The organism is Acinetobacter bouvetii DSM 14964 = CIP 107468, assembly GCF_000368865.1.
Lineage (GTDB): Bacteria > Pseudomonadota > Gammaproteobacteria > Pseudomonadales > Moraxellaceae > Acinetobacter > Acinetobacter bouvetii.
Map to the genome: position 1 here is coordinate 154,876 of NZ_KB849727.1, position 12,668 is coordinate 167,543.

At 43.9% G+C, this 12,668-nt stretch carries 12 protein-coding genes; 5 read left to right on the plus strand and 7 right to left on the minus strand.

Annotated features, from left to right (window positions below; translation table 11 throughout):
* The first annotated feature begins 245 nt into the window (after nt 1-245).
* The gene (locus tag F941_RS07750; RefSeq protein ID WP_005009792.1) at nt 246-1,640 is read left to right on the plus strand and encodes a methylenetetrahydrofolate reductase C-terminal domain-containing protein; all 1,395 of its coding nucleotides are present in this window, start codon (nt 246-248) and stop codon (nt 1,638-1,640) included.
* 10 nt (nt 1,641-1,650) lie between these two features.
* Here the strand turns inward: F941_RS07750 and F941_RS07755 are convergent, their stop codons facing one another.
* Entirely contained in the window at nt 1,651-2,319 is a 669-nt protein-coding gene (locus tag F941_RS07755) for an epoxyqueuosine reductase QueH (RefSeq protein WP_026253338.1), read from the minus strand.
* A gap of 148 nt (nt 2,320-2,467) precedes the next feature.
* Complete coding sequence (locus F941_RS07760) at nt 2,468-2,908, minus strand: Rrf2 family transcriptional regulator (RefSeq protein WP_005009797.1); 441 nt, start codon at nt 2,906-2,908, stop codon at nt 2,468-2,470.
* Between the two features lie 108 nt (nt 2,909-3,016).
* Here F941_RS07760 and F941_RS07765 point away from each other — a divergent pair, with 108 nt between their 5' ends.
* The gene (locus F941_RS07765) at nt 3,017-3,904 is read left to right on the plus strand and encodes an NAD(P)/FAD-dependent oxidoreductase (protein WP_026253339.1); all 888 of its coding nucleotides are present in this window, start codon (nt 3,017-3,019) and stop codon (nt 3,902-3,904) included.
* 129 nt (nt 3,905-4,033) lie between these two features.
* Here the strand turns inward: F941_RS07765 and F941_RS07770 are convergent, their stop codons facing one another.
* From F941_RS07770 to F941_RS07790, 5 genes are all read right to left on the minus strand, one after another.
* On the minus strand, nt 4,034-4,363 hold the full coding sequence (locus F941_RS07770; RefSeq protein WP_005009806.1) for a DMT family transporter: 330 nt from the start codon (nt 4,361-4,363) through the stop codon (nt 4,034-4,036).
* 59 nt (nt 4,364-4,422) lie between these two features.
* Complete coding sequence (locus F941_RS07775; RefSeq protein ID WP_005009808.1) at nt 4,423-5,304, minus strand: ABC transporter ATP-binding protein; 882 nt, start codon at nt 5,302-5,304, stop codon at nt 4,423-4,425.
* On the minus strand, nt 5,304-6,248 hold the full coding sequence (locus tag F941_RS07780) for an ABC transporter permease (RefSeq protein ID WP_005009809.1): 945 nt from the start codon (nt 6,246-6,248) through the stop codon (nt 5,304-5,306). The genes F941_RS07775 and F941_RS07780 overlap by 1 nt, the downstream gene beginning before the upstream one ends.
* Before the next feature lie 187 nt (nt 6,249-6,435).
* The gene (locus F941_RS07785; protein WP_018572517.1) at nt 6,436-7,137 is read right to left on the minus strand and encodes an SIR2 family NAD-dependent protein deacylase; all 702 of its coding nucleotides are present in this window, start codon (nt 7,135-7,137) and stop codon (nt 6,436-6,438) included.
* Between the two features lie 105 nt (nt 7,138-7,242).
* Nucleotides 7,243-8,178 carry a LysR substrate-binding domain-containing protein gene (locus F941_RS07790; protein ID WP_005009813.1) on the minus strand — a complete coding sequence of 312 codons (936 nt, stop codon included), beginning with the start codon at nt 8,176-8,178 and terminating at the stop codon, nt 7,243-7,245.
* A gap of 245 nt (nt 8,179-8,423) precedes the next feature.
* Between F941_RS07790 and F941_RS07795 the strand changes: the two genes are divergently transcribed.
* The 3 genes from F941_RS07795 to F941_RS07805 all read left to right on the plus strand — a co-directional run bounded on the left by F941_RS07795 (nt 8,424) and on the right by F941_RS07805 (nt 12,586).
* The gene (locus tag F941_RS07795; RefSeq protein WP_005009817.1) at nt 8,424-9,644 is read left to right on the plus strand and encodes an acyl-CoA dehydrogenase; all 1,221 of its coding nucleotides are present in this window, start codon (nt 8,424-8,426) and stop codon (nt 9,642-9,644) included.
* A gap of 242 nt (nt 9,645-9,886) precedes the next feature.
* Nucleotides 9,887-11,302, plus strand: coding sequence for an MFS transporter (locus F941_RS07800; protein WP_005009819.1), 1,416 nt, complete (start codon nt 9,887-9,889; stop codon nt 11,300-11,302).
* 54 nt (nt 11,303-11,356) lie between these two features.
* Complete coding sequence (locus F941_RS07805) at nt 11,357-12,586, plus strand: CaiB/BaiF CoA transferase family protein (protein WP_005009820.1); 1,230 nt, start codon at nt 11,357-11,359, stop codon at nt 12,584-12,586.
* Nucleotides 12,587-12,668: the final 82 nt, after the last annotated feature.

Below are 12,668 nucleotides of genomic sequence, written 5' to 3' on the forward strand. Positions count from 1 at the left end.
AATATCTCTCTATGCATATAGGGCTTTTCTATTTTTGAGCGGGTGAACTTCAGTTATATTTAAAATTGGTGCTGTAAATAGTGTAATTGGGCACTGTATTTTTATGATCTTGCTCAGCAGAATTTGTTAACGCAAATAAAAATGATCAGTGCAGTATTAAAATATAAAAAAGCAATATGAATGTATGCGGGGCTGGTTCTATAATAATTGGCCTCTAGAAACTTATATTAGATTTTTACCGCTTTATGTCGTTGCTATCTTCCTATTTTCAGCAAAACCAATTCTGTATTTTGGTTGAATATCTCACTTCATTGAACGAGATTTTTCCAGCAAAAACGCAATTTGCAGGTTATCCTGCAGTGATGACTTTAGCTGACCGTGTACATTCAGACCATGATATGGCGCCACTTGAAGCCAGTAAGCGATATCCATTAGAAGTAGAAAAAGTTCTGCATTTTGCCGGTAAAGGCAGAGATATTCAGGATTTTGAAATTTTTTTAAAACAAACACGTGCTGCCAATATCCGAAATCTGCTATTGCTGACAGGTGATAAGCTCAAAGAGCATCAGAATGGGGAAAATACAGCAGAACGCAGCCGCTATTTAGAGTCTGTGAATGCCGTCATGGCCGCGAAAAAAGCAGGCGGTTTCTGTATTGGTGTAGCATTTAATCCATTTAAATATGCCGAAGCTGAACGTGATGCACAGTATTTAAAACTGCATAAAAAAATTAAAGCTGGCGCAGATTTTATCATTACCCAATTGGGCTATGACATTGAGGCGCTCAAGCAGGCTCAGGCATTTTTAACACAGCATCACTATGCTCAGAAAATCCTCGCATGCGTGATGCCGCTTAGTTTGGCTCGCGCTAAATTTATGTTGAAGCATAAAGTGGCGGGTATAGTCATTACGCCGCATATGCTGAATGTCTTAGAAGAAGAAAAGCGGGCAGGACTTTCTGAGCGTGTGTATCTACGCTGTGCTTTGCAGATATTAATCTGCAAACAGCTGGGGTTTGCTGGTATTGATTTATCTGCCTGTCATAAGCCAGAAGAGCAGGCCTTGCTGGAAAGTTATGTAGAGCAATATCGCAATTTGGATTTGAATGCGCTCGAAAAACTGTGGAAGGCGTTATGGCGGGTAGAAAGCGGCAAGGAGTTCCAGCCTGAATTGAGCTTTTTTTCACGCCCGCCATCGCCCAGTCAACTCATTAAATATCATCATCTGCATTTCATGCATGATGCATTGTTTGATTCAAAGTTTGCTAAAGGCATCGGACGATTTATTTTCAACTCACCATTTTGGGAGCGCAGGCCGGCTGCCAAAACTTTACTGAAAACCGAATATATCAGTAAGCATGGTGTTGTAGGCTGTGAAAGCTGCGGACAGTGCCGTTTGGGCGATACCTTATATATTTGTCCAGAAACATGCCCCAAAGGTTTAGCCAATGGACCATGCGGCGGTACAAGCCTGGACCGCTGTGAATTTGGTGACCGTGAATGCATTCATTCCGTAAAAGCGCGGATTGCCAAAGCGGTAGAGCAAACACAGGTGTTAAAAGAAAAGCTGATTCCAGCTGTACCTATTGAGGTGCGCGGTACCAGCTCTTGGAAAAATTGGTATTTGGCGACAGAAGCTTAAGTGAACGGGATTAATCTTCCTCATCCATCGCATTGGAATAAAACTTTACGCCAAGTTTGATACGGTCACGGCCTTGGCTCATGCGCCAGCGGTTAGTATCACGCAGTGAATACACACAGCCGCAGTATTCCTGCTGATAAAATTCTTCTTTTTTACTGATCTCCAGCATGCGCACCGCACCGCCATTTTTACGCCAGTTATAGTCCCAATAGCTAATTCCCTCATAATGTGAAGCTGAACGATGACCGCAGTCATTAATCTGTTTCATATTTTTCCAGCGTGAAATACCCAATGAACTGCTAATTAGGCTAAAGCCATGTTCTGCTGCATACAGTGCCGTACGCTCAAAGCGCATATCAAAACACATGGTGCAGCGGATGCCTTTTTCAGGTTCATTTTCCATGCCTTTAGCACGTTCAAACCAGTTGTCTGTGTCGTAGTCACAGTCTATAAACGGAATATTATGCTTTTCTGCAAAGCGGATATTTTCCTCTTTGCGGATTTCATATTCTTTAACAGGATGGATATTGGGATTATAAAAAAAGATTGAAAAATCAATACCAGATTCAATTAACGTTTCCATCACTTCGCCAGAACAGGGCGCACAGCAAGAGTGTAGTAAAAGCTTATCATGACCTGCTGGGAGAGTCAGTTTCTGACGTTCAAGTTTGTTAGACATCATAATCGTAAGGTTTAAATCTAAACCTTATATTTTAGCAATTCATAGACATTTCAAAGCTCGAATATGCTGATTTTTTCTAAGTTTGAGCTGAGTTAGATTCAGTACAGCGGCTTAAAATTGAAACAAATTTGCAGATATATTTATTTTATTTCACGTTCATCTGCTGATTCCATTCAATTTGAAAATCATGTGCCAATTGATTTAATTGTGTGGCTTTGAGATTCTTGATAAGCACCTCTTGTGCCTCAAAAAAGGCTTGATCAAGCGCTCGATTGACCACCAGTTCTACCAGACAGTCTGGCTGCATATTTTCATTGCCAATGGCGAAAATAGAAGGTTCACCGACAGCAAGGTAAATGTCATACAGCGAAATATCATGCAGGGGTTTAATCAAACTCCAGCCGCCACCTGGGCCTTTTTCAGAATCAACAAATCCATGTTTTTTTAAGCCAGACATGGTTCTACGCACTACAACAGGGTTTGTTTCCAGCATTTCGGCAATCTGATCTGAAGTGAAAGGCTTATTTTCACGTGCCATATGCAGCAGGACATGCAGCATTCGTGAAAGTTTACTGTCTTTGCGCATGAGGAAATAGATTATTGGGGGAATTGATAGATTGTAACACTAAAAGTTTCTTATACGCATATTAAATGATATGGTAACTTCAAAAGTTACATATAGGCCATTATGAATATGAATTATGAAGTTGTGATTATTGGCGGCAGTTATGCTGGGCTTTCTGCTGCTTTACCTTTAGCACGTGCACGCCGCCGTGTTTTAATTATTGATGCAGGGCAGCGCCGTAACCGTTTTGCTGAACATTCACATAATTTTTTGACGCAAGATGGCCGATCACCCAGCGCAATCGCAAAAGATGCTAGGGCGCAGCTAGAAAAGTATTCAACGATTTCATGGCTTGCTGAAACTGTTACTGATGTAAAGGCGGTTGATGGAAAATATTCAGTTATCGCAGGTGATCAGCACATTCAAGCTGAAAAAATGATTATTGCAACTGGCGTACGTGACGAATTGCCTCAAGTTGATGGTTTGGCCGAACGTTGGGGGCAATCTGTTTATCACTGCCCATATTGTGATGGCTATGAACTGAATTTAGGTGAAATCGGCATGTTGGTTTCGGGTATGTATTCGTTGCATATGGCATTGATGCTGCCGGATTGGGGCAATACAACGCTGTTTTTAAATGATGCAATCAGTGCAGATCAATTGGATGATGAGCTATTGGCGAAACTTTCAAAACGTCAAATTCAGATTGAAACGCGTAAAATTGACCATATTGAGGGTCATTGTGATGTTGTACTTACAGATGGTGAACGAATTCAATTAGATGGCTTATTTGTTTCTACAGTCACTCGTTTGCAATCGAACTGGATTCAGCATTTAGGTTTAGAGATAGACTGCAATGAATACGGCGAGGCCATTAAAACTTCGCCAGCCAAGGAAACAAATGTTAAAGGGATCTATGCTTGCGGTGATGAGACCCGTTCAGGCGGTTCAGTTGCATTATCTGTAGGTGATGGCGCGATGACAGGGATTGTGGCGCATAAATCTTTTATTTTTTAAATATCAGTTTAAATTTGCAGCTATAACCATTTTTACGCATTACGCGCACACATAATATTTTAAAACGATAGCTTTGTGAGCAAAGCTATCGTTTGATTACATGTTAAGGTGAATAGCTGATGACTAAATTTAAAGCTCTGTGCTTTCAGAAAAAATATTAATAATTACAATACCCAATACAATAAATACTAAACCGATTAGGGCTGGTAGATCTAAGTTTTGTTTAAACACAATCCAGCCCACACATGAAATTAAAACAATGCCGGCAGCTGACCACATGGCATAGGCCAATCCCATAGGAATAGTTTTAAAAGTTAAACCTAAAAAGAATAGCGCAATGGCATAGCCTAATACGGTAAAAATAATCGGCACAAGTTCAGTAAAGCCGTTGCTGGCTTTTAAAGCGGCAGTCGCTAAAACTTCTGCAATAACCGCAACCGTCAGATATAAAAAAGCCATGTTGCCTCTATTCAGTAAAGATTTTGTCGCGCTTTACATTCCAAAAGAAATGAACCAATTTATTTATGCGTACTGACTTGGGTCATGCGCGGAATTTTCGGTAAATTCTCAAGTGCTGGATCTAGCTCGTCTTCCTGTGCATGCACCAAGAAATCCACCCGTTCACGCAGGCGTTTAAATTCAGGCGTCAGCATCAGTTCGGGATTGCGAGGACGGGGCAAATCGACCTCAATAATTTCTTTAATTTCACCGGGATTGGCTTTGAGCGCCACAATGCGATCTGCCAATAAAATGGCTTCATCCATGTCGTGTGTCACAAAAATAATGGTGATATCAATGTTTTGCCAAAGATCCATTAAATGTTTTTGCATTTTTTGACGGGTATGCGGATCAAGCGCGCCAAATGGTTCATCCATCAGCAAAATTTTAGGTTCATTGACCAATGCGCGGGCAATCGCAACGCGCTGTTTCATCCCGCCAGAAAGCTGATGCGGGTATTGATCTTGATATTTTTCTAGACCAATAATATCAATCCATTCACGGGCGCTAGATTCAGCTGAAGCATTGCTGGCGCCTTTCATTAACGGGCCGAACATCACATTTTCTTTAACGGTTTTCCATGGAAAAAGCGTGTAGCCTTGAAAGACCATGCCGCGCTCAGGGCTTGGGCCTTCAATGGCTTGGCCATCGACCAGTAATTCACCGCTGCTGTATGGGTCAAGCCCAGCTACAATTCGGCTAAATGTCGATTTACCGCAGCCTGAGGGGCCAATCACGCAGATAAATTCACGTTTATGAATCTTTAGATCCAGCTGATTTAGAATGGTGCGTTCAGTTTTACCGTGCTTAAAACTTTGCGTCAGTTTTTTCGCTTCTAAAATGACAGGGCGCGCATAAATTGCATCGAAATAGGTTTTGGCATTAAATTCTATGCTGTTCATTATTTTGCTCCTGCTTTCCATTTAAATAGATGTTGGCCTAGTTTCATCAGCACCACATCGCACACCAAACCAATCACCCCAATGATTAGGATCGCAGCATAAACATTGTCAAAGTTTTGGTAACGCGCTTGTTGGGTAATAAACCATGTAATCCCAGAAGTCGTGCCGATTAGTTCAGACACGATCAGATAAGTCCAAGCCCAGCCCAGCAAGACACGCAGGTCGCGGTAAATGTCGGGTAGCGCTGCTGGAATCACCACATGAAACAGGCTTTTCAGTTTATTGGTGCCGAGCGTAAAACCGGCCTCTATCAAGCCGCGGTCAACCATACGCGTGGTATTGGCAATAATCAGAATCTGCTGAAACAGCGTACCAATCACGATAATGGCAATTTTAGGTGCATCATTAATGCCTAAAATAGCCACTGCCAATGCGCCAAAAGCAGGTGCGGGCAAGTAGCGGAAAAACTCCACAAAAGGTTCGGTCAGTTGTGATATTTTTTGTGAAAAGCCGCAAAGAATGCCAAGCGGAATACCAATGAGTGAGGCAATAAAAAAAGCGCTGAACACAATTTTAATACTGTGCCATAAGCTTTGATGAAACCATGGGGCATCCGGCTGCGCGGGCGGGGTAATAAATGCGGTCACTAATGCCTTTGCAACTTCATGAGGCGCAGGTAGATAGATTGGATTGACCAGTTTGCCTTGCGGTGGTTCTGCGCCTGCATTGACCGCAGATTGCGCTTCGGCATAAAACACCGCTTTGTCTACACGGCTATCAACCTGAAAATACGGTACACTGCCAGACTGAGTAATTTGCACCTGCGGATGCCATAAAAATGGCGAATAACTCACTGCACACCAAATGAGCACAGGAATTAAAAATGATCCTAAGCCAAGCAATAGCTTGCTTTTTGGACTGAGCTCTTTTGCGACATAACCCATACTGACCAAGCCCCAATATTACTTTTTTAATAAAACGTAATACTGTTAAGCAATTTGAATGCCAAACGTGTGTATGCCGTGATTTATCGGCTATGTGCAAAGTTAGACAGGCTGTAAACAGCAAAAAGCCTGCAAAAGAAGCAGGCGATATCGTTTTTTTGATCAACACTGATGCTGAAATGTGCTTTTATGGCGCAATCAATTGCTGAAAAAGCATTTTCATGCCTTCACTGGCGCCTGCTTTAATCAGCTGATACTGTTCAGGTACGCGCTGATAATCTGCTTTCGGATCGATATAAAATGCACGGCAGTTGGCAGGGATTTCGTGAATCAATCCAGCCACAGGATAGACAGCTAGACTCGTGCCAATCACAATAAAAATATCTGCCGTTTGCACACTCACACTGGCATCTTCATATGCAGGAACTGCTTCGCCAAACCAGATCACATGCGGCCGTAAAGGATAACCATCAGGGCACTTATCGGTGTCTAAGTTTAAATCTGAACCTTCAATGGGAAACAATTCCTGCGTGTATTGTGCCTGAGGGCCAGAGCTTTTAGCGAAGCGGATATTGCCATGCAGGTGCAGGACATTTTGACTGCCGGCGCGCTCATGCAGGTCATCAATATTTTGGGTAATGACTTGAACATTAAAAAAATCGTCTAGCTCGGCAATCAGGTGATGCGCCTCATTTGGCACTGCGGCTAATATATGTTTACGGCGCTCATTATAAAAACGCTGCACCAGTTCAGGGTCGCGCGTCCAAGCTTCAGGTGTGGCCACATCTTCAATACGATGCTGTTCCCACAGCCCATCACTGTCACGAAAAGTATTGATGCCACTTTCCGCGCTCATGCCGGCGCCTGAAAACACCACAATTTTTTGCATAGTCATTTAAGCCTTATATTTTAATTTATGAGTCCATTGCGTACGGCTGCATGTGTTGAATGGATAATTCAGCGACTTCACTGTACTGAATATGAATTGTCATCTTCAAGCGGACTGATGCAGTTCCTGCAGTACCCAATCGACAAATTTTTGAATTTGCGGAGAAATGTCCTGACTGGAGTGGACCAAGTAGTATTTGCGGCTGCCTTGCAATTTCTTGCTGGAAGCAATCACCAGTTCCTTTTTGTTCAGCTCAGATTCAATCAGCATTTGCGGAATCAGCGCCATGCCCATGCCATGACTGGCCGCTACAGAAAGCATGGAAAATAATTCATGGCGCTGCCCATCAAATGGTTTGGGATGCTGAATCTGATGCGCCTGAAACCATTCTTGCCAAATACTGGGGCGGGTGGTTTGCTGCAGCAGCGGCATTAAAAGCAGTTCTTCATCACTTAGGTCATAGCTGTGTTCATTTTGCATGACTGCTTCTGGCAAACGGTTTTGAATGAGTGCAGGCGAACAGACGGGAACCACTTCTTCATCCATGAGGTAATGTGCCTGAATGCCGGGCCAATGTTCTATCTGCTGTTGGGTTCCTGCAAAAATAGCCGCATCAAACACATTTTCATTGAATAAAAAAGGCTTGGTGCTGGTTTCTAAATGTACGGTAATTTCAGGGTGCTGCGTATTCAATTTATGCAGTTTCGGCAGCAGCCAGCGTGTTGCGAAAGTCGGGACTACACCAAGTTTTAAAGTCCCGCCTAGGCCTTTATGCGTCATGATGTCTGCCGTGCTTTTTTCGATTCCCTGCAAATAAGGCTTAATGCCTTTTGCATATTGCTTGCCGGCTTCGGTCAATTCTACGCCGTGGCGTGTCCTACTGAACAGATTGACGCCCAAGTATTCTTCCAGCTGCTGAATTTGCCTTGAAACAGCGCTTTGCGTAATAAACAGTTCCTGTGAGGCATGGGTATAACTGGAATGCTTGGCAGCGGATTCAAAGCAAATCAGGCTTTGCAAAGATGGAATATTACGCCGCATAGATAAAGTCCTTTTTATCGATAGGTATCACAAAATGTCATATACACATAAATTGAATATCACACCATCATCTAAACATAGTGCATTGCGGGGCATAACGGAGTGGCTAAAATGCTTAACTTGGGTTTTGCAGTTTAAGTTATGCGGTAACCGCATAACTGCATGCAAATTAATCGTTTGAAAGGAGTGCTTTTCACACATAGCATCAGTGAAAACAAACAAAGCCTGATTAAGCAGAGGAAGCGATGAATCAAATGGTTAATGTAAAAAAAGCAAAAGTTCAATTCAACTGGCAAGATCCGTTTTTATTAGAGCAGCAATTAACAGAAGAAGAACGCATGATCCGTGATACAGCGCATGCATATTGTCAAGACCGCTTGCAGCCGCGTGTGCTGGAGCAGTTCCGGCATGAGCAGACCGATCCTGCCATTTTCCGTGAAATGGGGGAGCTCGGCTTACTTGGGCCAACCATTCCAGAGCAGTACGGCGGTGCCGGTCTTAACTATGTCAGCTATGGCCTGGTGGCGCGTGAAATTGAATATGTCGACTCTGGCTACCGCTCAATGGCCAGTGTGCAAAGTTCCTTGGTGATGGTGCCAATTAATGAATTTGGTTCAGAAGAGCAAAAGCAGAAATACCTGCCAAAATTGGCAACGGGTGAATACATTGGCTGTTTCGGCCTGACTGAGCCTGACCACGGTTCAGACCCAGGCAGCTTGATTACCCGCGCCAAAAAAGTGGATGGCGGCTACCGCTTAAGCGGGGCGAAAATGTGGATTACCAACAGTCCAATTGCCGATGTGTTTGTGGTGTGGGCAAAAGAAGTTTCATCAGAAGGCAATGTCGGAGACATCCGCGGCTTTATTCTGGAAAAAGGCTGGGAAGGGCTTTCAGCACCGGCAATTCATGGCAAAGTAGGCCTGCGTGCATCAATTACAGGTGAAATTGTGATGGACAATGTCTTTGTTCCTGAAGGGAATGCTTTTCCTGAAGTACGCGGTTTAAAAGGGCCTTTCACGTGCTTGAACAGCGCGCGTTATGGTATTGCCTGGGGTGCGATGGGCGCAGCGGAATTCTGCTGGCATACAGCACATCAATACACCATGGACCGTAAACAGTTTGGCCGTCCATTGGCTGCTAATCAGTTGATTCAAAAGAAACTGGCTGATATGCAAACTGAAATTGCATTAGGTTTACAAGCAGCTTTACGTTTTGGCCGTATGAAGGATGAAGGCATTGCTGCGGTTGAAGGCACATCCCTGATTAAGCGCAATAACTGCGGCAAGGCTCTAGATATTGCCCGTGTAGCCCGTGACATGCTGGGCGGAAACGGCATTTCAGATGAATTCGGCGTGGCGCGCCATCTGGTTAACCTTGAAGTGGTAAATACCTACGAAGGTACACATGATGTGCATGCACTGATTTTAGGCCGTGCGCAAACGGGCATCGCGGCATTCGGCAACTAACTTAAATTAAGTCATTCAGATGCTCTTTCGGGAGCATCCTTAGGGTCTTTGTGCAAAAAATTAACCGTAAATACATGAATAACAGTCAATACATAAAGGATTCATCGTGAAATACTCTTGTAAATCTGCATTTTGGCTGAACTGAATTTAGGTGTGAAACCATAAAAAGAAGAAAAATATCAGGCAGAAGCAGAGACATAGGAATGTCGATGACTCATTTGGGAAAATGAGGTAAATGGATAATGAACAATGAAATGCAAAACAGCGCAGGAGCGCTGAAACTGCCAAACAATGTCGGCACAATGCACCGCATTAACAGCAATACATGGAAAATGGCGTTTATTTTCGCTTTTGTGTCGCTGGTGATTGATGGTGTAGATATTATGCTGCTGTCATTTAGCTTAACCAGTTTAAAAGCAGAATTTGGCCTATCGTCATTTCAGGCTGGCATGCTCGGCAGTGCTTCTTTGGCTGGCATGGCGCTAGGCGGCATATCCGGCGGGTGGGCCTGCGACAAGTTTGGCCGTGTTAAAACCATTGCATGGTCAGTGGTATTTTTTTCCGTTATGACCTGCATTTTAGGCATGACCCAAAGCTATGAACAGTTTCTGATTTTACGCTTTGTCGGCGCGTTTGGCCTGGGTTCGCTTTATATGGCGTGCAACACCTTAATGGCAGAATATGTGCCGACCAAATACCGTACAACGGTGTTGGGCACCCTGCAAACGGGACAAACCGTAGGCTACATTGTTGCAACCTTATTGGCCGGTTCAATTATCCCGGATCACGGCTGGCGCATGCTGTTTTATGTAACTATTGTTCCTGCTGCTTTTGCATTGATATTCATGCGTTTTGTTCCAGAACCTGCCTCTTGGCAGGAAGCTAAAATTGAACAGATCAAACGCCGTGAATTGAATTTAGAACCAGTTCTGCAAATGGCTGTTGCTGAAAAAGCGCCATCGGAAAGTATTTATAAACGTATTTTTGGGCACAGTAATCACCGCAAAATGTTCCTGCTTTGGATGAGCACAGCCGCTTTTCTGCAGTTCGGCTATTACGGCGTCAATAACTGGATGCCGACTTATTTGGAAACAGAACTGGGCATGAACTTTAAAGCCATGACTGGCTATATGGTTGGCGCTTATACCGCAATGATTCTAGGTAAAATTTTATCAGGCTATGCGGCTGACAAGCTGGGACGCCGAGTCACTTTTGTCTTTGGAACGGTCGCTACAGCTGCATTTTTGCCAGTGATTATTTTCTATAATACGCCAGCCAACATTGCTTATTTACTTGTAACTTTTGGCTTTTTATACGGTATTCCGTATGGCGTGAATGCAACGTATATGGCAGAAAGCTTTTCTACTGATGTACGCGGTACAGCGATTGGCGGAGCCTACAACATGGGCCGTTTAGGCGCAGCCATTGCTCCTGCAACCATTGGCATGATTGCCGCAGGCGGATCATTCACTATGGCCTTTATTGTGATGGGTGCCGCTTACTTTATTGCGGGTGTTATTCCAGGCCTGTTTATTCGAGAGCGTCAGTATGACCCTCAGCAAGCCGCTGTTGCAGCAGAACAGCAAAAACTTGCGAAATTGGATACACATACATCTGATGAAAGCAAAGCGATTTCCAAACCAGCCACAGCAAAATAAAAAGATCGGCCATGGGCACAATCCAACCGTGTTCATGGTCAAAGGAGTAAATAGATGGGCGCATTGCAAGGCATTCGAGTTTTAGATTTAAGCCGTGTATTGGCTGGACCATGGTGCGGCCAAATTCTGGCGGACTTAGGCGCTGAGGTAATTAAAATTGAACGGCCGCAGGCGGGTGATGACACGCGCATGTGGGGGCCGCCTTGGATGCCGGATCAGCACGGCAAGCCAACACGTGAATCAGGCTACTTCCAATGTACGAACCGCAACAAATACTCAGTGGCAATTGATATTGCTAGTACAGAAGGGCAAGTGCTTATTTATGAAATTGCCAAAACTGCAGATGTTGTGATTGAAAACTACAAAGCAGGTTCACTTGCCAAATACGGTTTAGACTATGCGTCATTGAGCGCTTTAAACCCCAATATCGTGTACTGCTCAATCACCGGTTTTGGTCAAGATGGCCCGCGTGCGGAAGAGCCGGGCTATGACTTTATTATTCAAGGCATGTCTGGTCTGATGAGCATTACCGGTGAAGCAGATGATTTGGCTGGTGGCGGGGCGCAGAAAGTCGGTGTGGCCGTGGTGGATATTCAAACTGGACTGTATTCAACCATTGCCATTCAGGCAGCCTTATTGGCTCGGCAGCATACAGGACGCGGTCAATATATTGATATGTCTTTACTGGATGTACAGGTGGCAGCTTTGGCAAATCAAGGCATGAACTATCTGACATCGGGCAAAGCGCCGCAGCGTATGGGCAATAAGCACCCAAATATTGTGCCTTATCAAACTTTTAAGGCAAAAGATAAAGAGTTTATTATCGCTTGCGGCAATGACAAGCAATTTAAAGACTTGTGTCTAGCTATTGGCTATACCGAATTATTGGATGATGCACAATTTATGCGCAACCAAGACCGCGTAAAAAATCGTGATGTGCTCATTCCTTTATTGTCAGCTTATTTCTTGGAAAAAACAGCTGGAGAATGGGTCAATGCGATTCATGCGGTTAAAGTGCCTGTCGGTGTGATTAATACAATTGAAGATGCTCTGAATGAACCGCAAATTCAGCACCGCAACATGGTGGTGAATATTCCCCATAAGCTGAACAATGATTTTAAAGTCATTGGGTCACCTATGAAATTCTCCGATACACCTGTGGAATACCGGCACGCGCCGCCGCAATTGGGTGAGCACACGATGCAGATTTTATCGTGTTTTAAGACGGCAGATGAACTGAAGGCCTTAAAAGCGCAGGGCATTATTGATGGAGACGTAGCCTAGTAAAAACATAATGATTGATTAAGTTTTTACGTTCCTGTTTTGGCCGAAGGACTCCAATACTTCGGCCTTTTTTACTCAATTG